At 52.1% G+C, this 23,352-nt stretch carries 20 protein-coding genes and 1 riboswitch; of the genes, 3 read left to right on the plus strand and 17 right to left on the minus strand.

The window, feature by feature from the left end:
• The first annotated feature begins 290 nt into the window (after positions 1–290).
• Together GZH47_RS02140 and GZH47_RS02145 are read left to right on the plus strand one after the other, a co-directional pair.
• Positions 291–758, plus strand: coding sequence for a hypothetical protein (locus GZH47_RS02140; RefSeq protein ID WP_162638324.1), 468 nt, complete (start codon positions 291–293; stop codon positions 756–758).
• Between the two features lie 34 nt (positions 759–792).
• The gene (locus GZH47_RS02145) at positions 793–957 is read left to right on the plus strand and encodes a hypothetical protein (protein ID WP_162638325.1); all 165 of its coding nucleotides are present in this window, start codon (positions 793–795) and stop codon (positions 955–957) included.
• Between the two features lie 112 nt (positions 958–1,069).
• Here GZH47_RS02145 and cysI read toward each other — a convergent pair whose 3' ends face one another.
• The 4 genes from cysI to GZH47_RS02165 form a co-directional block, all read right to left on the minus strand.
• On the minus strand, positions 1,070–2,791 hold the full coding sequence (gene cysI / locus GZH47_RS02150) for an assimilatory sulfite reductase (NADPH) hemoprotein subunit (RefSeq protein ID WP_162638326.1): 1,722 nt from the start codon (positions 2,789–2,791) through the stop codon (positions 1,070–1,072).
• Positions 2,792–2,829: 38 nt separating this feature from the next.
• On the minus strand, positions 2,830–4,662 hold the full coding sequence (locus GZH47_RS02155) for an assimilatory sulfite reductase (NADPH) flavoprotein subunit (RefSeq protein ID WP_162638327.1): 1,833 nt from the start codon (positions 4,660–4,662) through the stop codon (positions 2,830–2,832).
• A 321-nt stretch (positions 4,663–4,983) separates the two neighbouring features.
• Complete coding sequence (locus GZH47_RS02160; protein WP_162638328.1) at positions 4,984–6,219, minus strand: amidohydrolase; 1,236 nt, start codon at positions 6,217–6,219, stop codon at positions 4,984–4,986.
• Complete coding sequence (locus GZH47_RS02165) at positions 6,212–7,480, minus strand: amidohydrolase (RefSeq protein WP_162638329.1); 1,269 nt, start codon at positions 7,478–7,480, stop codon at positions 6,212–6,214. The genes GZH47_RS02160 and GZH47_RS02165 overlap by 8 nt, the downstream gene beginning before the upstream one ends.
• 143 nt (positions 7,481–7,623) lie before the next feature.
• Here GZH47_RS02165 and GZH47_RS02170 point away from each other — a divergent pair, with 143 nt between their 5' ends.
• Positions 7,624–8,502: a LysR family transcriptional regulator gene (locus GZH47_RS02170; RefSeq protein WP_162638330.1), complete on the plus strand. Its 879-nt coding sequence runs from the start codon at positions 7,624–7,626 to the stop codon at positions 8,500–8,502.
• Positions 8,503–8,622: 120 nt separating this feature from the next.
• Here GZH47_RS02170 and ade read toward each other — a convergent pair whose 3' ends face one another.
• From ade to GZH47_RS02235, 13 genes are all read right to left on the minus strand, one after another.
• Positions 8,623–10,380: an adenine deaminase gene (gene ade, locus GZH47_RS02175; protein ID WP_162638331.1), complete on the minus strand. Its 1,758-nt coding sequence runs from the start codon at positions 10,378–10,380 to the stop codon at positions 8,623–8,625.
• A gap of 57 nt (positions 10,381–10,437) precedes the next feature.
• A riboswitch (purine riboswitch) is annotated at positions 10,438–10,537 on the minus strand.
• 67 nt (positions 10,538–10,604) lie between these two features.
• Positions 10,605–10,979 carry a VOC family protein gene (locus GZH47_RS02180; protein WP_162638332.1) on the minus strand — a complete coding sequence of 125 codons (375 nt, stop codon included), beginning with the start codon at positions 10,977–10,979 and terminating at the stop codon, positions 10,605–10,607.
• 67 nt (positions 10,980–11,046) lie between these two features.
• A complete protein-coding gene (locus tag GZH47_RS02185) occupies positions 11,047–11,562 on the minus strand; it encodes an SRPBCC domain-containing protein (RefSeq protein WP_162638333.1) in 516 nt (171 codons plus the stop codon).
• Positions 11,563–11,588: 26 nt separating this feature from the next.
• Positions 11,589–11,927: an ArsR/SmtB family transcription factor gene (locus GZH47_RS02190; protein WP_162638334.1), complete on the minus strand. Its 339-nt coding sequence runs from the start codon at positions 11,925–11,927 to the stop codon at positions 11,589–11,591.
• 152 nt (positions 11,928–12,079) lie between these two features.
• Positions 12,080–13,030 carry a GNAT family protein gene (locus GZH47_RS02195; RefSeq protein WP_162638335.1) on the minus strand — a complete coding sequence of 317 codons (951 nt, stop codon included), beginning with the start codon at positions 13,028–13,030 and terminating at the stop codon, positions 12,080–12,082.
• Between the two features lie 16 nt (positions 13,031–13,046).
• Complete coding sequence (locus GZH47_RS02200; protein ID WP_162638336.1) at positions 13,047–13,487, minus strand: VOC family protein; 441 nt, start codon at positions 13,485–13,487, stop codon at positions 13,047–13,049.
• A gap of 170 nt (positions 13,488–13,657) precedes the next feature.
• Entirely contained in the window at positions 13,658–14,938 is a 1,281-nt protein-coding gene (locus GZH47_RS02205) for an erythromycin esterase family protein (protein ID WP_404823799.1), read from the minus strand.
• Between the two features lie 10 nt (positions 14,939–14,948).
• Positions 14,949–15,473 carry a peptide-methionine (S)-S-oxide reductase MsrA gene (gene msrA, locus GZH47_RS02210; protein WP_162638338.1) on the minus strand — a complete coding sequence of 175 codons (525 nt, stop codon included), beginning with the start codon at positions 15,471–15,473 and terminating at the stop codon, positions 14,949–14,951.
• A 14-nt stretch (positions 15,474–15,487) separates the two neighbouring features.
• Positions 15,488–16,504: a VanW family protein gene (locus tag GZH47_RS02215; RefSeq protein WP_225446328.1), complete on the minus strand. Its 1,017-nt coding sequence runs from the start codon at positions 16,502–16,504 to the stop codon at positions 15,488–15,490.
• The gene (locus GZH47_RS02220; RefSeq protein WP_162638339.1) at positions 16,501–17,613 is read right to left on the minus strand and encodes a hypothetical protein; all 1,113 of its coding nucleotides are present in this window, start codon (positions 17,611–17,613) and stop codon (positions 16,501–16,503) included. Before GZH47_RS02220 ends, GZH47_RS02215 begins: the two co-directional genes overlap by 4 nt.
• A 118-nt stretch (positions 17,614–17,731) precedes the next feature.
• On the minus strand, positions 17,732–19,360 hold the full coding sequence (locus tag GZH47_RS02225) for an ATP-binding protein (protein ID WP_162638340.1): 1,629 nt from the start codon (positions 19,358–19,360) through the stop codon (positions 17,732–17,734).
• A gap of 248 nt (positions 19,361–19,608) precedes the next feature.
• Positions 19,609–22,209 (minus strand): phosphoenolpyruvate synthase, encoded by a 2,601-nt coding sequence (gene ppsA / locus GZH47_RS02230; RefSeq protein ID WP_162638341.1) that lies wholly within the window; start codon positions 22,207–22,209, stop codon positions 19,609–19,611.
• A gap of 226 nt (positions 22,210–22,435) precedes the next feature.
• A complete protein-coding gene (locus GZH47_RS02235) occupies positions 22,436–23,161 on the minus strand; it encodes a Stf0 family sulfotransferase (protein WP_162638342.1) in 726 nt (241 codons plus the stop codon).
• Between the last annotated feature and the right edge of the window lie 191 nt (positions 23,162–23,352).

Consider the following 23,352-nt stretch of genomic DNA (forward strand, 5'->3'; position numbering starts at 1 on the left):
GCATCGATACCTCCAATAAGAAGATGGCCATGAATTCGCTGCTATTCAACTGTCAATTCGTCACAACCCCCCACCAACCCTGCCGTCGGCGCCGTATTTTTCCATATTAAGCGCGCACTCGCCTTGAATTCGCAATCTCCTTTACATCATTAACAACGAATTCGACAAAAGAATTGACGCCCCGCCTCCTGTGGTTCGACGTACTTTTTAGCCATAATCTTATAAAATGCAGTTATTCCCAAATAATTCATGCATTACGATAAGCGCAAAAGGAGAATTCAAACTTTCAGATGAAAAAAAAAGAATCCAATTCGCAGGCGATTTTCGAGGCACGCATTTCGCGTATGGTGATCACAGGAACGAAGAAGCAAGCGATTGAAAAAGCAGCGTACGAGCTGAATAAGTCCAACCTCCCGCTCGATTGGTTAACCTTGTATAACGAGCAAGGCGAATCGAACGAATTCCGAGTATGTCAGGTGGAGCTGCTGGAATGGCAGGATGCGGAATTCACGGATGCCTATCATCAATTCAAGGTGCACGGGCGAATGATCTTAACCATTAGTCCGCGGCAGGCTGCCTTCGAACATGGCGAACCTGAGCACGGTGTCTACCGGCTGCCACAGTCTTCTTTGTACGATAAGCCCGTTATCGTGCTTTCGGAAGGCATGAATCATTACTTTCTGACGGTCTTGCAGCAGGAATTGAAATGGGATTCTCCGATGATTAAAGTTGTTAATCCCTTAAGCAAGCTTGCATAAAGGCGAAATCATAACGACTAGGGGAGTTGGAAGCATGAGAACGATCTACGGAGATTACAGAGGATTTAAGGTTTTCCAGCAAACAAACAAATACTATGCGATTCATAACGATACGGATGTCGGCGAGCACGCGTTCGTGATTTGCCAAGGCCAACTGATCGAGGTCTTGAACACGATCGACGCTTATATGGATAAATAATAGCGCAACACGCTTAAATAAAACGAAACGCAAAATAAATAAAACGAAACATAAAATAAGCAACCCGCGCTCGGTTTCGCACCGGACACGGGTTGCTTATTCGTTATCCTATTCAGTCATGGAAATCAAGGCCTGAATGAACTTCCTTCACGTATTCCGCACGGATGCAGAAATCTCCGAAATGCTCATTCTCCAGCCGTTCCTTCGCATAGCGGTTCAGAATCGGCCGCAGCTCGTTCAAGATTTCCGTTTCGCCGATATTCTCGCGATACAGCTTGTTCAGCCGGTTGCCGGTAAATCCGCCGCCCAAGTATAAGTTATACTTGCCCGGGGCTTTACCGATGAAGGAGATTTCAGCGAGTGCCGGGCGGGCACAGCCGTTCGGACAGCCGGTCATCCGGATGACGATCTCGTTGTCCCGCAGACCCGCCTCATCCAAGATCAAATCCAGTTTATCGATCAACGTCGGCATATAACGCTCGGACTCCGCCATCGCCAGGCCGCAGGTCGGCAAGGCCACGCAGGCCATGGAATTTCTCCGCAGCGCAGAGAAGGCAGCCCCGTCCGTAAGTCCGTACGTCTGAATGAGCTGATCGATCTTCTTCTTCTTCTGGCTGCTGACGTTCCCGATGATCAGATTCTGGTTAGGCGTAAGCCTGAAATCCCCGGTGTGGATCTTGGCGATTTCCCGAAGTCCTGTCAGGAGCTGGCAGTCGTTGTCATCCTTCACGCGGCCGTTCTGGATAAATAACGTATAGTGCCAATGGTTGTTGCTTCCTTTCACCCAGCCATAGCGGTCGCCGTTATGGTCGAAGTGATAGGAACGGGCTTCTTGCAGTTCCCAGCCCAAGCGCTGCTGAAGCTCGTTAATGAACCATTCGATACCGCGATCGTCAATCGTGTATTTGAATCGCGCGTGCTTGCGTACCGCCCGATCACCGTAATCCCGTTGGATCATGACCGTTTTCTCCGCCAAGTCGACCATTTGCTCCGGCGTGATGAATCCGATCGTCCGCGCTACTTGCGGATAGGTTTTGTTATCGCCATGCGACATGCCCATTCCGCCGCCAACCGCCACGTTAAATCCGAGCAGACGCCCGTTCTCGTGAATCGCTATGAATCCGAGATCTTGCGAGAAGACATCGACTTCATTGGCCGGAGGAACGGCGATGCCGATTTTGAATTTGCGCGGCAGGTACACGGGACCGTAAATCGGCTCTTGCTCCACTCCGTCCCTGCTGTCGATGACCTTCTCTTCGTTCAGCCAGAGCTCGTGATAAGCCCGGGTATGCGGATCGAGATGATGGCTGACCTTCTGCGCCCATTCATAGACCTGTTCGTGCACGGCCGACTGATAGGGATTCGGGTTGCACATGACGTTACGATTCACGTCGCCGCATGCGGCAAGCGTGCTGAGCAGCTCTTCGTTGACTTCCTGGATCAGCTGCTTCATATTCCATTTAATGACCCCGTGCAGCTGGAAAGATTGCCGCGTCGTCAGACGGATCGTGTCATTGGCATACTTCTGCGCGATCCGGTCCATCATAAGCCATTGTTCCGGCGATACGAGACCACCGGCGGCGCGTACGCGCACCATGAACTGAAAAGCCGGCTCGAGCTTCTGCTTGCTTCGTTCATTGCGAACATCGCGATCGTCCTGCATATAGCTGCCGTGGAATTTCATCAGCCGGTTATCGTCTTCCGAGATCGAGCCGGTAATCTGATCCTTCAGCGTTTCCTCGAGCGTTCCCCGCAAATAATCGCTTCTGCGCTTAATATCTTCGACATCGCTGTGCGGCGCGCTGTTCTGCGATAACAAATGATTGTCAGACATGACGTTTGCCTCCCCTTGTCCTTCTATACCTCAGCGACTCAATAAACATCCCGTTGATAACGCTTCTCCTGCTGCATCCTCGCCAGGTACGCCGCTGCTTCTTCATCGCCGAAGCCGCCTTCAGCCTTCACGATCGAAAGTAACGCGGCGTGGACATCATGCGCCATCTTCTTCTCGTCTCCGCAGACGTAGACGGCAGCCCCTGCTTCCAGCCAGCCGAACAATTCTTTGCTCTTCTCCAGCATCCGGTGCTGCACGTATACCTTACGGTCCGTATCCCGCGAGAAGGCAACGTCCATGCGCGTCAGCACGCCTTCTTTCAACCACCGCTGCCATTCGATTTGATAGAGAAAATCGGACGAGAAATGCCGATCGCCATAGAAAAGCCACGTCTTACCGGTCGCCCCAAGCTCTTCGCGTTCGCCGAGGAAAGCGCGGAACGGCGCGACTCCGGTACCCGGTCCGATCATGATGATCGGCGTATCGGGATTGGACGGAAGCTTGAAATTCGGATTCTCCTGCACGAACACCGGCACGGTCTGACCCGATTCTAGCCGTTCGGAAACGAATGTCGAGCATACGCCGTAGCGGACCCTTCCGTACGATTCGTATTTCACGTTCCGGATCGTGAGATGCACTTCCTCCGGGAAGGCCTTCATGCTGCTCGCGATCGAATACAGCCGCGGCGGCATCTTCCGAAGAAGCGGTATGAACGTATCCGCCGAGACGCCTTTCCAATCATACGCCTGCGCCAGGTCGAGCAGGTCCCGCCCTTTCATATAGGCTCGAATCTCCTGCTCGTCGCTTGACAGGAGGAAATCATGCAATCCGTTGCCGGGTTCAAGCAAGGCCAGCTTCTCGAGCAATGGTTTCGTCAGCACCGTAATCTCGCAATGACTTGTCAGCGCCTCCTTCAAGGGACGCTCCTCCGTGCTCTTAGGGAGAAATACGAGTTCGTCCGGCTGCCAGCCCATCGCTTCGATCAATTCGTCGACAAGCCGCGGATGATTCTGCGGGTAGATGCCGAGGCTGTCGCCGGGCTCGTAATTCAAACCGCTATTCTCGAGCGCAAGCTCGAGGTGCCGGGTCTCTTGCTCCGATCCGCGTCCGTTCAAATTCAAGTTCTCGAGCACGTCCGCTTGAAACGGATTCGATCTGGAATAGACCGACGTTTGCTCCTCCAGTGCCGCCGCCGAGACATCGAGCGTTTTGGACGTCTGCGCAGCTGCCTGAGCTTGCCCGAAATAAGCAAGCACGTCTTTAAACCAAGCAACGGCCGGCTCTTCGAAATCCACGTCGCAATCGACGCGCGGAGCAAGCCGCTTGCCGCCGAGCTCTTCCAGGCGCTGATCGAAGTCCTGGCCGGTCTTGCAGAACAGTTCATAGGAGGTGTCGCCTAAGGCCAGCACCGAGAACGGCATGCCTTCAAGCTGAGGCGCCCGCTTGCTGTGGAGGAATTCATAGAACGAAATCGCATTGTCCGGCGGATCCCCTTCGCCGTGCGTGCTGACGATGATCAATAAATGTTGAATCTTCTTCAACGTGTTCGGTTTGAAATCGATCATCGCGGACGTCGTAACCTGCACGCCCTGTTCCTGCAGTTTGCCGGACAGCTTCTTCGCGAGCTTCTGGCTGTTCCCGGTCTGCGAACCGAAGAGCACCGTTACTTCTTGGGGAGCCGCCGGAGCTATGGCGATCGGCGCCGGTTGTCCTGCGCCTTGCGGTGCGGCTGCCGCCGCGATTCCCGCGGCCGGGAGCGCGGCCAGATAACCGCTCAGCCAGATTTTCTGCCCCTCCGTCAGCGAGGGCAGCAATAGATTCAGTAATTCCACTTGCTCTTGTTGGAACGGACTATTCGTAACTTGCAGCATTCATCCTACACCCCTCGTTCGCTTAGCCTAAGTGCTTTGCCGTATATATGAAAACGGTTGCTAAATATAACTACATTAAACGTATCATGCAATGCCAAGTCAAACAAGACAGATGATTTTATAACATCTATAAGTTCTTGCAATAAAGCGAGGAAAAGCGAGGTAAACCACGAAAAAACGCAATAATACGCAGCAAATTACAGTGAGAAAGTCCTATCCAACAGTCCTGCCGTGAGGAAATCCAGCCATGCCGAAGGGCAGTTGCCCGGCAGCTTGGTTGTCCAGCTATGAAATCGATACAATAAAAAAAAGCCTGATTGCTCAGGCTTGCACAGTGTTCAACGATCCGGATACGATCGCGCCTTGGAATAAAACCGCCTCGCGCTTCGCCCTTCGAGCCACTGCTTCCGAGGAGCAGCTGGCTTGTACGAAGACTGCGTCGGCTGCATCGCCAACCGCCGGCCACGTCCGTTGGCCTTTGGCATCAAGCGGTAGTACGCCTCCAGTAATGAAACCGAGCGACTCGGCTAGCGAACGTTCGTCGACGTTTCGGTACAGCTCGGCGAGACGCCCTGCTTTCTCCAAGCAATCCCCGGTACCGAACGGCGACCAATGATCGGTTATGCTGTCGTTGCCTAGTTCGACATTGACCCCTTTCGCTTTCAGCATTGGGATCGGCATGATCATGTTGCCGATCGGTACGGTCGAAGTGACGGATATGCCTAATTCGGCAAAACGCTCCGCCAATTCCGCAGCGGCTTCCATCGCGCCCGCGAAGCCGAACGCGTGGCTGACCGTCACCCGTCCTTGCCAGCCTGCTTGCGCCGTAAGGTCGGCTAGCCGGTGCATCGTCGTCAACCCGGAGTCTCCTCGGTCGTGAATATGGATGTCGACGCCTGCATTCGCTTGGACGGCGATGTCCATGATCGTCTGCAGCGACTTCTCGACATCCGCATCCACGGATGCCGGGTCAACTCCGCCGACATGGGTAGCCCCATGGCTCATCGCTTTCCGGACAAGCTCGATCGAGTTGGAGCGAAGCAATCCGTGCTGGGGAAAGGCAACGACCTCATAGGACATTTTTCCAGCAAAGGTCTGGAATGCCTGCATAGTGGCCTCCAAATTTTTCAAGCCGACGACCGGGTCGATGTTGCAGTGCGTCCGGACATGCGTGGAGCCGTGCCCCAGCAGCATGCCGAGCATATTCTCCGCCCGCTGCTGAGCCGTTGGCAGCAGCTTCGGCAGCAATTCGCGTTCTTCTTCGAAGCGTTCGAATATGCTGGATACCGGCCGCACGGCTCTCCAAGGCCCGCTGTAAAAGGTTTTGTCGATATGAATGTGCATTTCCTTGAACGCGGGCAGCATGAGAAGTCCAGCTGCATCCTGACGGGGAAGGCCATCGTTCGGCCAATTGCCGGCAGACGCGATCGCCGCGATTTTCCCATCCTCTATCCGAAGATGACAGAGCTCTGTTTCGGTTCCGATTATCGTGTCTTCTTCATAGCCGTAGCCGCTTTCCAGACGAACGTTGACCAGCCAATATGCCGAATTATTCATGGTATCGCCCTCTCTCAAGCGATCCGGAAACGATCGTTCCTTGATACATGACCGCCGGACGATTCGCTCTTCTGGCGACCGCTTCCGCCGAGCAGCTTGCTTCCACGAAGGTGATGCTCGCTTCGGCCCCCGGCTTCGGCCATGCTTGATTCCCGTCCTGGCTCAGCGGCGTCCGGCCGCCCGTTATATAGCGAAGCGAATCGGATAGCGCCTGCTCCGTGCTGAAGCCAAACCGTTCCGCCAAGCGGCCTGCGCGCTCAAGAATGTCTCCGTTGCCGAAAGGGGACCACGAATCGAAAATATTATCGCAGCCGACCGCTACCGGCACGCCTTTCGCGTGAAGGAACGGAACCGGCGGGATCGTTCGTCCCATCGGCACGCTCGTAATGATCGTAATGCCAAGCCCAGCCAACAGCTGCGCCATTTCATCCGCTTCTGTGCCTTCCATATCGCCAAGCGCGAATGCATGGCTGATCGAGACACGGCCTTGCCAGCCGGCTTCCTCGGTCAGCTCCGCCAAACGCTTGATCGTCCGGAGTCCGATACGCCCGCCGTCATGAAGATGCAAATCGACGTCCGCATTCGCTTCCACGGCTAGCTCCATCATCAGCTGCAGCGATCTTTCCATATCGCCGTCCACGGTTGCCGGATCTACGCCGCCGATTAATGCGCAGCCCCGAGCCAGCGCCTCTCTGATGAACCCGGCGGATGGCGTGCGGATGAGACCGTGCTGCGGAAAAGCGACGATTTCGACAGACATTTTGCCCTCGAAGGCAGCAATGGCTTCCTGGATCGCCTCCAAGTGACGAAGCCCGACTTCAGGGTAAATGTCGACATGCGTGCGAACATGCGTCGAACCAGCCTGCAGCAAGATGCCGAGCAGCGTTTCTGCCCGCTCCTTCATCGTCGTTGCCAGCTTGGGCAGCGTGTTCTTCTCGATCTCGAAGCGTTCGAAGATTGAAGGCGCCGGACGAACCGGCCGCCAACGGTCGCCGAGCAGCGTCTTGTCCAGATGGCAGTGCTTCTCCACGAATGACGGCAGCGCAAGCAGGCCGCGCGCATCAAGAGCGGGCCGCGCATCCGACTTTCTTTCACCTGCCGTTGCTCCATCAAGATGCAGCGTTACCGGTGTGATTTGCGCAATCTTGCCGTTCTCGATCAACAAATCGCATAACCCCGTAGTCGTCCCCGTCACGGCGCCATTGTCGGTCATATGCCCGTTTTCCAATCGGACATTCTTCAACCAATACGTTTCCTGCATCGTCCATCACCTTCCTGTACGTGTTCATTATGCGATCTGCAACATGTGATACAAATATGCTAACATGAATGAAACGAAACGAAAAATATATATTAAATTCGTTTTACTAAGGTTTTTCATATAGGTAAAGGAGTCATGCGCGCATGGACATTCGACAACTTCGTTATTTTATCGCGATTGTGGAGGAAGGAAGCATATCAGCCGCTGCGAGAAAGCTCCACCTCTCCCAACCGCCCGTCAGCCAGCTGTTGAAAGCCATCGAAGACGAGCTCGGGGCAAAATTAGTGGAACGACATGGGAAACGGCTCGAAGTGACGGAAGCGGGAAAAGCGTTGTATAAATATGCTTTGCAGCTGGATCAGTTAATGGAAGAAGCCAAAATGGAAGTGAAGGACGTTGGAAACGGGGTGAACGGCAGACTGACGGTCGGCGTGAATACGTTCTCCGTTGCGGAGCTGCCCGAAATCCTTCTTCGCTTTCAACGGCAGTACCCGAAGGTAACGTATAAAATTCAGCAAAACGAATCTGCGCATCTATGCCGTTTAGTCCGAGACCGGGAAATCGAACTGGCCTTCATTCGAATGCCGCTCGAGCTGGATGATTTTGCGGTGCTGCATCTCTATGCCGAACCGTTCTACTTGATTACATCCAATAAACAGCAGCTGCCCGAGAACGAAGTCTCGCTCGAGGACGTTCAGAGCCTTCCCCTGCTATTGCCAAGCACACAGGGTTTAGGCGTGCACTATTTGATATTGGAGGCATTCTCCCGCTTCCATCTGCAGCCCGACATGATTGGCGAATGTTCCGATGTCGTGCTGTTAATGGACCTCGTGTCGTCCGACTTCTGTGCGTCGATCGTTCCGGAAACGATGCTTAGAAGGCACAAGGGCTATGCGATTCAAGCGCGCAAAATCTCCGGTCCATCTGAATTGACGTCCCCGGTCGGATTAATCTGGCTGAAGAATCACCATTTATCCAAAACGGCACAAAACTTTATCCAGTTCATGGAACAAGGCAGGTAATCGAACAAGGAGGTTTATCGGCACAAGGTCGGGAATCGGAAATAAGTCGTGAATCGGAAAAAGCTCGGAAATCGGAAAAAGGCGAAGCACCGTGTGCTCCGCCGGTTACGGCTTCCTCTTCTACTCGTTTCGCGCCTCAACCGAAATATGCGAATATGACGCAAAATCGAACAGTCCTTTGTCCGTCAGCTTCAAGTGGGGAATGACGGGCAGCGTCAGAAAGGACAAGGTCAGCAACGGATTATACGCCCGCGAGGCACCGATTTCCGCCATCGCGTTCACCAGTTTCTCGAGCCCTTCGCATACCTCGCCATATGGCCGGTCGGACATTAATCCGGCAATCGGCAGCGGCAGAGAAGCGAGGATTTCGCGGCCGGCTGCGACCGCGGCACCGCCGCCCGTGCGTATGACTTCCTCGATGGCAGCCAGCATCTCCTCGTCGGAAGTGCCGACTACGACGATATTGTGGGAATCATGCGCGACGGTCGTCGCGATCGCTCCTCGTTGGAGTCCAAAGCCTTTGACGATGCCCACGCCGACGTTTCCGGTCGCATGATGACGTTCGACGACGGCCAGCTTAAGCAAGTCGTCGTGCACGGATGGCATGAACATACCGTCGTTCACTTCGACCTGCTCGATACGGTGATGGGTCACGAGCGAATTCGGTATGACCTCGATGATATGGCAACGATCCGCTTGCAGCGGAATGGCAAGATCCGCTGAGCGAATATCGTGAACTCGTATTCCAGGAAGATGATCTCTTAAGCTGTCTATCGTAGGATTCGGCGGCGGAAAAGATTCTTCCACTATGCGGCCGGCATCCACGACGCAGCGGCCGCGTTTATACACTTGATGGATCTTTACGTTCTCCAGGTCGTCGAGCAGTACCAAGTCGGCTTGATACCCGGCTGCGATTGCGCCATGCCGATGGAGCCGGAAGCACTCCGCCGCATTGAGCGTCGCCATCTGGATTGCCGTGATCGGGTCGAGTCCTTTAGCCATCGCGAGCCTTAGAATATGGTCGATGCTGCCTTCGTTCACCAGCTCGTCGATCAGTTTATCGTCCGTTACGAACAGGCAGCGCCTTGCGTTTCGCGCCGTGACGACAGGCAGCAGCGCATCAAGATCCTTAGCAACCGTCCCTTCGCGGATCATCAAATACATGCCCATGTCGAGCCGGTCCTGCGCTTCTTGCAAGTTGACGCTCTCGTGATCGGTTCGGATGCCTGCAGCCATGTACACATTCAGCCCGTCTCGGCTGATTCCGGCAGCATGTCCGTCTATGAGGGCATCTGCCTTATGAGTCGCCGCAAGCTTATCAAGCATATGCTTCTCCGTATTCGCAACGGATGGATAATCCATGACCTCGGCTAATCCCAGCACGCGGGAGTGGTTATAGAAAGGCGCCAACTGTTCGGCGACAAGCGTCGCGCCATTGCTCTCGAACGGAGTGGCCGGTACGCACGATGGCAGCATGACATAGCTGTCGATGGGCAGGCCTTCGGCAGCATCGAGCATATATTGAATCCCCGTCGTGCCTGCGACGTTCGCGATTTCATGCGGATCCGTAATGACCGTGGTGACCCCGTGCAGAAGAAGCACGCGCGCGAATTGAGGCGGCGTGAGCAGCGAGCTTTCAATGTGAACATGACCATCGATGAATCCGGGAACGATATAACGTCCTTGGGCATCGACGGTTTCTTTTCCCTCGTACGAACCGATTCCGGCGATGACTCCCCCTGAAATTGCAATATCGCCTGTCAACATTTCGCCTGTAAACACGTTAACAATGCGGCCATTGCGAATGACCAGGTCCGCGGGCTCCTGTTTGGCCGCGACACGGATTCGCGTACGCAGCTTGGCATGGTTCTGTTCCATCTTCCACACTCCTATTTCTGTAGGTAAATAAAAAAAATCCGGATCACAAAAACATGTAGAAGAAATACACATTTTTGTAATCAGGATTTTACGGCTCCTGGTAGAGACCCTCAAACCATATTATTGAGGTTATACAAATTCATATCGAAGTGTCCTAACTATACAACACTGGACAGCATCAATTCAAGCGCTGGCCGGAGCGGTCGAAATCAAAGCAGCGATCGTTATTTCACTTCGGAGACTGCGAAGTAATTATCTTCATGGTCAGCGAAGTTAAAGACTCTGCCGGTAGGAATCTCCATGATCTCTCCAACCTTGACGCCTTTGTTCTTGAGGTCGCTGTTCAGCGCATCGAACTGATCCGATTGGAACATAATCGAAGGCGTTCCCAGATTCATGCCCGGGTTCATTTTGGCAACGAACTCTTTATTATGAAGAATAATGCTGGTTGCTGCGCCTTTAGGAGCGACTTCGATCCATCTCATCGGACCATTGGTTACTTCCGCGATGACCTCGAAACCTAGCTTCTCCGTCCAAAAATCTTTGGATGCGTCTTGGTCATTCACATACAACATCACTTGGCCGACTTTGTTAATCATCCATCAAACACTCCTCTTAAGTTGTTAGTTAGGTATCAAGTAAGACGTATTCTACGCAGCCGAACGATTACTTGATCGATTCCAACAGCTCGCTCAAGCGATCCCAAGTTTCGGTGATTCCTTGCAGCATGCCCATGTCCATAACGGTTTGCAGCGCTTCTGCCGACGCATATTCGGAACGGTTAACCAGCTTGGTCTTGCCGTCTTGCTCGTGGAACTCGATCTTGATTAAGGTCGATGGCATCGCTTCGTTGATCGTGCCATCGGCATCCGAGAAGTAGTCGGTATAGATAATCGTTTCCGGCTCGACGATTTCCTCGTAGATCCCTTTCCCCCAGGATTCCATGCCGAAAAAATGACCTTGATTCTCATCCACGCACTTCATGCAGTAATGCCACACGCCGCCCGGACGGAAATCGATGATACAAACCGGGATCTCCCAACCTTTCGGTCCCCACCAACGCTTGAGATGCTCGGCTTCCTTAAACATCTGGAATACGAGATCTCGCGGCGCATTGAACACTCGCTCCAATACCAGCACCCGATCGTTCTCTACACTAGAAACCATTGCATTATTAGACATTCCTATTTTCCCCTCTCACTCTTACATTATGGTTCTTGCTTATGTTGTAATTCATGTAAGTAATTGTCCAAGTTATCCAAGCGATCTTCCATCACGTTCCGGAAGGACTGTAACCAGTTATCCATCGCCTGAAAAGGTTCAGGCCGAAGACTGTAAATCCGGCGATTCGCATCGACTCGCACTTCCACGATTCCGCTGTCGCTAAGCACCTTCATATGCTTCGACGCTTGCGGCTGGCGAAGCCCCAGATGCTCGGCGATTTCGCCGACGGCTAGAGGGCCGTCACGCAGAAGTTGAACGATCTTCATACGATTGGGTTCTGCCAAAGCACTCAGCGTCGTCAGGTTCATGTCGGAATTATTCATGACATGCTGCTCACCTCAATGATGGATCCCTTATTTAATCATCTCCTTCAATCAGGATAACTTTCATCCGACGACTCAAATATACACAACAGATAATATTCCTGTCAAGGAATATTCTAATCAAGGAATATAGTTTGCATTCATTCACCAACCTAATATCCATCTTCGTCGATTCGCTTCAGCAATGATCTTTCTAGTCTCACTTCGCTATAAGTCGGCCGCCACCCTAATTTTCGATTCACTGTATCCATTGGTCCATTCGTATTGCGATTGGAAGTGTAAATACCTGCATATCCCATCTTTTGTGCATATTCGATCCCTTTGACTTTTAAGGCTGTGGCTATCCCTTCCCCTCGAAATTCTTTCCTTGTTGCAGTTAGCCCTTGTATTAAATTCAGGGGATCGGATGGTATTCTCATCAAGTGACTATGTCCAATATATAAATGTCCCATCGTCGCAATAAAGTAGGCTTCTGGAATATTATCTTCGTGCGTCAGCATGTAATCATTAGGAGTCGTTGGAGGCAACAGCGATTCTCGCGGATAATCGTCCCAAGTTAAGTGGTGCAGCGCTTGCAATTTCTCGAAATAATTCGCATCGGAAACCATCTCCTCCGCTAACGTTGAAAGAACGATTTCTTTTGAGCTCAGCTTGTCTTTCGTATTAGTAAACGGAGCAAGGTCCTTATTAATTAGAGGCAAATAAGCATGCATCATCCTATGGTCTTCGTGAAATCCGTATTTTTCATATAGCTGTAGGGATTGAATTTGATCATGAATTGTTCTTGCTTGAATCGCATAAGGTCCGATAATTTCAATATCAGCGATGATTTTACTGAATAACATCTCCACGGCCTCTTGTTCAGGTTGAAATATGATTTCCACTTTGAGGATCAAGTGCGGTGAATTATGTTGTTCCTTCACTAATCCGTATCCAATGACATGATCTTGTTCATTCGTTACGACGTACTTCTTAAGCATGCTGCTCTCTTGTAAGTTAGAAACCAATGAGTACGAACCCATTCTCGTACCATAGACGGACTCACTAATCCTCAGAATTGCTTCTAAATCCGGTTCAAGATACTCGCGTACCATAAATGACATCCGCACATATCCTCCCTTACAAGTCCCTTTCTTCAACCGCCCGGATATAGTGCCCGTCTGGATCATAAAAGGTGAAATACCCGTAATCGCTCGTAAATACAGGCTCTCGATCCATTGGAACACCAGCTTGTTGGATCCGTTCATGCAAGGCGAGCAAATCATTCGTCAGCAGCTCGATCATCGTTACATGCCCCGTGCTGTTAGTGACAAAGAATGAACGAGGAAAGACAAACTGCATAGGCGTGACTTGTTCCGGTTGGGTTTCCATTAAGAAAATTCCCGGACCGTTTCCGTTTTTCAACGCAATATGGGCCTCTCCGAACTGATAATCCGCGGATAGCAACTTATAGCCCAGCACATCGCAATAAAAAGCTACCGACACTTTCAAATCCGTAACTGGAAAGCGCATGCAACAATAACCGATCACGTCCGCATCATTCGTTTTTTCATTACGCATAGGCTTTATTCCCCTTCGCAAAACATAAGATTATGACTTCATTATACCGATCATATGTTCGCATGTAAACATTTTCCTTTTGAGAAACAATCAGCTGCTTGTCGTTTTCGGAAACGCAAAAAAGCCGCAATTTCGCGGCTTACGATTGTTTTCACGGCATGCTCTGCGTCTTACGAATAAACAATCTCGTTCGAGATTGGCGAAAGCCCATGCGTTCGATCGAAATAAATAAAGGCATCATATCGCTTCGACATCACGCTTGGCACGTAGTTGCCCCGTTCGCGCTCCGGATGGTAGACGACGCCGATTGCCCGGTGACCGAGCGTGATCTCGTCCAATATAGCCGTACTTGCGTCGAAGAGGATTAATTTATCCTCTGGACCAGCTCGATGCAGCAGCTCTTCCCAGCTGTTCGGAATTGCTGGAGGAACCTTCATCACTTGCTCTCGACTGCCCCATGATCTGCCGGCAATAACGGTGCCTTCATAGGTGCCGTACCCGATCGCATAGACGTCGTCGACCCCATACTTCTCGCGCAGCAATTGTCCGACGTTGACCATCCCGTCCTCCGCCATGTCCGTGTAGCGGGCATCTCCGATATGGGTGTTATGCTCCCAAACGACCGCACGCGAGCCATCGCCATAATAATCCATTAGCTTCTCGAGCGCTTCGACCATATGCCGGTCCCGTACGTTCCAAGATTCGGCATCGTGCTGGATCATGGTGCGGTAATAGGCTTCGGCTCCTATTACGGCAAGGGCGTTCATCTCAAGGCTAAGCGCATCCTCCCGATCGACATGCGGCCCTTGCGTCTTCCATTTGTGTTGCAATTTACGAAGAAGTTCAACGATCTCGTCCGTGCAGCCTTCACCGTACAAAGAAGCGGAGACGCCGTACCGTTGTCCATCTCGGTCATGCGGCTCGAAACATTCAAATGCCTGCTTCGCCGCAATTAAGTCCGACTCTGCTCCGGGTTTCGCTTCGAGATACGTGATGATTTCATCCATGGATTCCCACAAGCTGTACAGATCAATGCCATAGAATCCAACCTTCTCTTCCTCCGGTTTCGAAGCGTTGTACTGGCGAAGCCATTCCGCAAATTCGATAATTTCGCGGTTCGCCCACATCCAGGAAGGCCATCTTCCAAAATCCCGCAATGCCTCACGAACGTTGGTTCCTGCATCGTCATAGCCTTTGACATAACGGTTCAACGTATAACAAGAAGGCCAATCTCCCTCTACCGCTATGAGTCGAAACCCGTGCTCCGTGACGAGTCGTTTGGATAATGCCGCACGATCTCTATAGTACTCCGACGTGCCGTGCGACGCTTCCCCAAGCAGCACGAATTTGGCGGAGCTTGCCGCTTTGATTACTTCTGCAGCGTGTTCCGGGCTATGGTAAGGCTTTGCTAACAGCTGGATGGTGTTTATCAAATTTTCCATGCGTCGCATCCCGTCATTGTCATTTGTCATTTGTCCAGTTGTCTCTCACGAACTGATCACGGCCGGACTTCTCGCGGTCTTCCTTATAATGCTTAGGATTCTTCTTGTGGTAGTCCTGGTGGTACTCTTCCGCTTCATAGAACGCCGCGGCCGGCAATATTTTCGTTACGATCGGTTTGTCGAACCGGCCGCTGGCTTCCAACGCCTGTTTGGATTGAAGCGCCAATTCGAATTGCCGTTCATTATGGTAGAATATGGCGGTCGCATACTGTGTTCCGCGATCATGGAATTGCCCGAATTCGTCCGTCGGGTCAATCTGCTGCCAATATAGCTCCAGCAGCCTTTCATATGGGAAAAGCTCAGGGTCAAACGTGATTTCAACCGCTTCGATATGGCCCGTCGCTCCTGTTTTGACATCTTCATACGTCGGATTTACCTTCGTGCCTCCGGTATAGCCGGATACGATACGCTCGATTCCCGGCAATTCTTCGAACGGCGTGACCATGCACCAGAAACATCCGCCTGCAAACGTTGCTTTTTGCATGTTTTATTTCCTCCCTAATAATGGATCGGCTCATTGCCTTCGCTCGTGACGGAGACTTCATCCGGCAGATGTCCGAATGTCATGCCCGGTACATTCCGCGGTTTGTATTCGATGACGTCGGAGGAGTAGATGGCTACGTACATTTTGCCGGGGACTGCTTGCGCACGGATGAGAATCGGCTGGTTGTAGCGGTTCTGAAAGACAAAATCGGGACCGTTCCAGCTGACCGTCGCATCGCGCCCCGGCCTCACGTACGGTACGTTCCTGCTGTGCGAGTAACGCTTCACGATATACAGCCCCGCACGGTCGCTCGCATTGAACAGCGTTGAAGAAACCTGGCAAATCCCCCCGCCGATTCCCTCCGACAATTCCCCTCTGACGATGATCGGCGCTTGCATATAGCCTTTCTCCTTCGTGCGCTGGCCGACGACCTTATTGAACGAGAACGACTCCCCGGGAAAAATAACCGTATTATTAATCGCTTGGGCCGCCAGCCGGATGTTATGCGAGCGGTTCTTGTTGCGGCCGTTGTAGTAGGTGACATACTGGCCGATCGGCTTTTCCTTGATGTCCGCCAGCAGCTCGCGGTCCACCCGCGGGTAGACGTTCATCAGCGGCGCATCGATAACGGACGAGCCGGTACCGTAGAAGTACTGGAAAAACTGTTCGGTGAACGCCTTCTGATCGAGCCGGTGCCCGACCACGTCGGGGACGATTCCCCCTTGATCGTTTAAGATCGCGTTGCGAGGGGCTTCATAGCTCTGCTTCTCCAAGCTCGTGACGAGCTTGTCGAATTTGTCCAAATCCACCATCGTGAACCCGGGCGACGCATACTCGGTACGGTTGATCACGACGACGTTCTGTCCCCGAAGCGTCACGGATAACCGCTCTTCCGCTTGCGCTTTCGGTTGTTCTTCTACTTGCGCTTTCGGTTGCTCTTCTCCTTGCTTGAATATGGAATCGACGATATGCCCGCTGCTGCCGCCCTGCTGAATCAGCCATAAGATACCCGTCATCCAGAACCACTTCATGATGCATGCTCCACGTAATCGATTTTCCAAGCCTGCGAGACGGAACTTCTGCGCAATTGAAAGACGAGCGTCTTCTCCGCCTTCCGCGAACCGTCACGGTAAATAACCGCCCTGGCCGGCACATCGACGGCAAGCAGATCGGAAGTGTCGTTCTCCACGATCGCCGATTCTCTGCGGATGGCAATGATCCCGGCGTTCTCCTGCTTCAGCCGCTCTAATTGCGAATGGTTGCGATACGGGAAAATCGCGGTCATAATCTCGGGATCCCGCTGATTGATCGCGATAAAATACAGCTCCACGACGCTGTTCGGCGAAGCCTGCTGCACATATTGCGAAAGCCGTCCTGCCGCCTTATGCACCATCGCCTGGTGATCCGGATCGACGTTTCCGGTCTTATGCGTGCTGCTCCCGAGAAAATGGATGCAGAAATGCCCATCGAAATCGTTGTCCGGTATGCCGTCTCCCCCGTGCGGCATGCCGTGCATGGAAGCGGCAATCGACTGGCCGTCCCGCCTGACGACGATCGCCCTTCTCTTCCAGCTCCACTTCCCTTGATAGATCCCCTTCATGATTTCCGTGTCGCGCTTCGTTAACGGCTGGACGTCGGCATGCGTGCTGCCCGCTCTTCGCTGCACCTCGAATTGCCGGCCGGTTTCCAGATCGACAACGGTCATGACGGATTTCATGGAAATGATTTCCTTAGCTTCCGGCCAGGATAACAACTTGCCGTAATGCTTGGCTTTCAGCATGGAAACTTGGGCGATCAGCTTCTGTCTCATCTCTCCGCTAAGCTGAATCGCCATGGCATTCTCCGTATCGTACAGCTGGTAGGACGAATCGATCAAATAGGTTTTATGTAGGACGGATAAATACGTATCCGTAATTGGAGCGTAGTCATCATGACGGGCGACCCCTGCTGCTATCGCATCGATCCACGCTTTCGAATCGAGCGTTATGGCGGAATCTAAAGCTGCGGTTGGCGAGGCTTTGACGATTAGCTCGACGGAAGGCTGTTCCGATTCCTTCGCCAAGGCCGGCGACGGATCGCAAGCCATTAGGAACAAGGCAGCGCCGAACAGGCGTAAGAAGACTAACCTTTTGCATTGCATGCTCTCTTCTCCTTCGAATTGGCAGTCCCAATTTTTAGGAGGTATTATGCCCGCTTTTCAATAAACTATGCTGTTCGCTCCTTCGCGTCAAATAAAAATAAACCGCGAAATTCGCGGTTTATCCATGAACGGGCAGCCTGATCTCAATCCGGGTGCCTTCGTCGACCTTGCTTTGATAGGCGATGCTGCCATGATACTGTTTAATGATTTTATGACTGATCATGAGACCGAGTCCAGTCCCCTTGTCCTTCAGACTGTAGAAGGGCTGTCCCAGGCGGTGAAGATGCTCCTCCGGTATGCCGACGCCGTGATCTTGAATGGCAATGAGGCATTCCCCGTCCGCGGTCAGCTCCAGTCCGATATGAATCTCTCCGCCGCATGGCATGGCTTCGATCGCGTTCTTGATAATATTGAGGAAGACTTGCTTTAATTGATTTTGCGCGCAAGTAACCGGAAAATAGTCTCCCTTGAATTTCCGGACAAATTCGATGTTTCGTAACAACGCTTGAGGCAAGAGAAATTCCAGCGTTTGTTCGATGACATCTTTGACGTTCACGAGGCAATACGCGACGGCCTGCGGTTTGGCCATCGAAAGCAGTTCGTTCGTAATGATTTCGATCCGTTCCAGCTCGTCCTGGATCAAATCGCCGTATTTTATTGCAGGATTCTCGGACTTGTATAAATGGAGAAATCCTTTGATGGTCGTCAGCGGATTACGGATTTCATGGGCGACGCCCGCCGCCAATTCCCCGACGATCGTGAGCTTCTCGGACTGTAACAGGAACTCTTCGGCTTGCTTGCGCTCGGAGATGTCGCGGCTGATGATGACGATATGCTCGACCCGGCCTCCTTTTCCCTCTACCGGCTTACAGAGGGAATCGAACGGGATCAGATGGCCCAAGCGATGCCGGAACCGAATTTCCATCGAGTGCGACGTCTTCTGCTCCACGATCCTTCTTACGGTCTGGTCGAACATCTTCGCGTCATCGGGGCTTATGATTTGGTCCAATTCCGCGTAGTCCTGCGCCAAACTGGGGTATCCCAGCACGATGGCGTGAGAGGGCGAAGAATACCGAATCGAATGATCCGGAGCCAGCACCATGATGAGGTCTGACGTATTTTCGGCAATGAGCCTGTACTGATACTCGCTTGCGTTCAATGACAATTCCATTTCGTTTCGTTGAACAATGGTTCGGCGCAGACGTTCATGGGATTCGATGAGCAAACCGCCAATTAAGACTCCTAATAGAACGAAACATACATACTGCAGATGAAAGAGCGGATTATTCAGCAGAATTCGGAATGTAACGACGGTGCACAGGTAAATCACGGTATAAGCGCTGGACAACGCCAGGCATCTCTTGAACGGGGGCAGCTTCCGACGGGAGAAATACGTATGCAGGATGAGAAAGACCAGCATGATCATCGTCCAGCCGCTTATGGCGGGAAACCAATTTCCGCTTGAAAGCAATCGGATGGATAAGGCAAATATGCCGGTGATGATGCCCGAAACAGGGCCGAGATAAGCAAATGTTAAAATGACGGGCGCATATCGAATATCGTAGACATAGCCTTGCTGCTTCACGGCTAATAACACGAGGACGATCGAAACGGCGCCCGCATAGAGACCGCTCCACAGCGGCGGATACTTGAGCGGCCTGAGATTGACAAAGGAACGGATGACTAATGGCATACTGACCAAGAGCGAAAAAATTGCGAGATTCTCGATGTAATCAATAAGAAGCAAGAATGATCACCTACACCTCGTAAGCTTGCTATACCTTTCGACTGACCGGCTGCATTTAAATCATCTGTATTAATGAATACTATATTTAATATAGAAATCCTTGTTGTTTTGGTTGGAAAAGATTTATTTCTTCTGCCCAAGGTGTTCGATCTTTTAGAAATGTCGGCTCTCCGTTCACATGCTTGCCATTCTTTAAACAATTTAAGATAAGAAGAAACCTGCCTCCTACTAGGAGACAGGCCGGAGCATTACAAGATTTCGATATATCCTTCCGTCCCATGCACGCGAATACGCTGTCCGTCTTGGATCAGCTTGGTTGCATGCTCTACGCCAACGACCGCCGGCAAGCCATACTCGCGCGCGATCACGGCTCCATGCGTCATCAACCCGCCAACCTCGGTCACGAGCCCTTTAATCGATACGAACAGTGGCGTCCAGCCGGGATCCGTGAACGAAGTAACTAATATATCCCCCTCTTCAAGATTCGCGTCTTCCATGTTTAAGATAACGCGTGCGCGTCCCTCGATTACGCCCGCCGAAACAGGCAGGCCCAGAATAGCATCGGCGGGAAGATTGCCCCGTTCGTAAGTACCCGCAATTATCTCGCCGTCGGACGTCATGACGCGCGGGGGAGTTAATTTGTCATATACCTTGTACGCGTCTCTTCGTTCGTTGATTATTTCGTAATCCAGCGTATTCGTGCGCACGACTTCGCGAAGTTCTTCGAACGCGAGATAGTAGATATCGTCTTGTTCGCGAATAACGCCTGCTAGCACGAGTCGTTCGGCTTCTTGCAGCAAGGCTTGCTTATACACGAAGTAGCGGCTAATCATGCCGTACTTGGGATATTCACGATAACCGATGAAATTCCGAACGAGGCCGATCATCCGTTCGGTCTCCTCGGCTTTGCTTTCGCCGTCCGGTATTCGTCGCAGACGAGCTAATAGGTCCTGTTCTTTGTCCACAGCTTCCTTAAGACCTTGCTCGAATTTCCGTTTGCCGGCATTCGGCTCGAAGTTCTTGACGTTCCCCAGGATCAGAGGCACGAGGGTGAGCGGTTTCTCGCTCCAGCGCGGTCGCGTCACGTCGATTTCCCCGGCGCATCGCATTCCGTATTGCTGGAGATAAGCATGGATGGCATCCGCCGTTTCCTGCCCGCCTTCCAGCTTGACAAGCTCGTCCAAGAAGCGGTCGTCTTTGACATGCTGCAAATAAGCGACGACTTCGTGATACGGTCGAATCACATCGGCGACTTCCAACAGCGCCAAACCCATTTCCGATGTTATATTATTGGACACCGATTGCGTAAGCGTATCCGCTGCGTTGATCTCGCCTAACCACTCGTTCATTTTCTCATTGATCCAAGTTGAAGCGTTCATGGCTGCCATAAACACGCTCGTGCTTTTCGGGTCGAATAGAATCTTCTTTAATTCTTGAAAATCTTCCTGAATGAAATCCATCAATGCCAATCCCGATTTCGATGCGATGGCTTGTTTGGTCGCTGCTATCGATGTTTGGCTGCGTTGCATCAACGCAGCCACGATCGCCGGATCGTTATCGGCTTGCGCTGGCTGCTCAGCGGCAGGGCTTCTGCGGGGACTCGGCGCTTCGCCGTCGGCAGGCAGCGGTTTGATAAAATCCGCCCGCTCGATGATCGTCGTGAGCGCGCCTTTGATCAGCGGATCGGATTTCCCCAAGGCCAAGAGCCTGTCTCTGCCGGCAGGCGACGCCAGCATCGGCGTGATATCCACGAACAACCGTCCGCCAGCCGTGCGCATAGGCGCAGCCGTCGTTAACAGATAGAAGGACAAGCCCAGCGGCTTCATGGCATCAGTCATCATTTGCTGATGTCCGACCGAGATATAGACGTGATTGTCCGGGTCATTCGCTTCCGGGATAGGAAATAACGTCGTGATGGGACGACTCTGGACCATGTAAAAGGTATCCTCGGCCAGACACCATTCGATATCCTGCGGGGTGCCGAAATAAGCTTCGATCTGTCTTCCGAGGCGTGCTAATCGCAAAATTTGCTGTTCCGTCAGCGTCTGCGCCGTTTGCTGATCGGGGTCGAGCTGCTTGGTCTCGGTTCCGCCTTCCTTACGCCCGTAGATGGCTATCTTCTTGGCAGCGATCCGCTTATTGACGATCTCCCCTTCCTGCACTTGATAGCAATCGGCAGATACCAAGCCGGAGACCAGTGCTTCCCCGAGTCCATAACTCGCGTCGATCGACAGCAGCTTGCGGTTGGACGTTACCGGGTCGGCAGTAAACATAATCCCGGAAGCATGCGGGAAAACCATCCTTTGCACGACAACGGAGACATGAACCAGGCTATGGTCATATCCATTTTGCATCCGGTAAATAACCGCGCGATCCGTATATAAGGAAGCCCAGCATTTGCTTATATGCTTCAGAATGGCTTCCGTGCCGATGATATTCAAATAGGTATCTTGTTGGCCGGCGAATGAAGCATGGGGCAAATCTTCGGCCGTCGCGCTCGAACGCACGGCATAAGCATGCTCGACGCCAAGCTCGGAGAGATAGCGGGTAACCGACTTCACGACGTCGGCAGGAATGGCTGCTTCCGTAATGAGTTGCCGGATCTCGCCGCAGATGCCGCTAATTTGATCGCGATCTTCTGATTGCAGCTTTGATAGGCGATCGACTAATGCGAGATACGATTCATTCCCTTCGATGGCCCGGCGATATCCGACCGTTGTGACGCAAAATCCTTCGGGTACGCGTATGCCTTCCAGCTTGGATAATTCCCCTAATTTCAATCCTTTGCCGCCAACGAGTGATAGCGGCGTTGATTCCATTTCATGAAAACCGATGACCCATGCATCCATTCCATATCGCTCCTAACCTATAAATTGAGAAAACATTTGACAACGTTTCAGCGGCATGGTACGATATACATATAAGATGAAATACTTATGCAAACATTATTTCACTAGTCGTGAATTGATTATAGCATCGTGCCTATATGGATGCAATGCGAAAGAACCTGATACGGATATCAGGTTCTTTTTTTGGTTATGGAAGATGTCCTCTCGCGCCCGCGCTAGCCCCTGCTCACCATGCGATATTCTGCCAGCCCTCTTGTCGTTCTAACCGGAAACGCTGCACCCAGCTTTCAGCGACATCGTCGGCGATCGGATCGAAGAACGGAGCCGCTACTTGAACAGATTCCGTCGGCAGGTTCAGAAACTTCAATACGTCCATGACCGTATCTTCGTACTTGAGGATAAAGTCCTCGTAGACGATCGTCATGGGCACGATCCGCTCCTCTGCGAAGAACGCTTCCATGGCAGCCTCGCGCAACATGCACTCCACAAGCAAATGATTGATTGCATCGAAAGAATACTTGTCCGCGATCTCTTCCCGATGCGGTGCCGAACCATGCTCCCGATGCCATTCTCCGGAAACGATCGCTCTCCACCACGATACCGCGAGCCGTACTTTATTGCGGCGGGTCATGAAGATATGTTTGCTGCCCGGAAAAGCCGCTTCCCAAATCTGCGGACCTGACAGCCCTGCCGGAAGCTGGAGCTCTCTTTGAAACGCTTGCAGCCAATCATTCAATTTATAAGGAGAGATCTTGAGTCCGAACATACCATTTGGCGTCGTGCCATTGCGCCACATTTGCTGTATATCCTGAAAGCTGAATGTTGCAGGATCCGGCTCCGTCAGCCACTCTCTTGGAATGCCTGCTACCCTCGTCGATTCGAGAGCTTTATATAACAGCGTGCTTCCTGTCCGCTGCGAGAACCAAATCGTATAACTGTTTACTGGCTTCATAGATCATTCTCCTTAGAACTTTATTTTTAGTTAATGATATTAAACGCCGAACGATAATCGCAAAAAAAATAGGGAATGGAACGGAAAAAGCCGCGGATGAACAATCGTTCACCCACGGCTCTTATCCGACGAATGCTTAAACAAGCGCATGCCTTGTCTTAAGCTCTCCATACGGAAGCCGTGATGATGAT

The sequence above is a fragment of the Paenibacillus rhizovicinus genome (assembly GCF_010365285.1).
Lineage (GTDB): Bacteria > Bacillota > Bacilli > Paenibacillales > Paenibacillaceae > Paenibacillus_Z > Paenibacillus_Z rhizovicinus.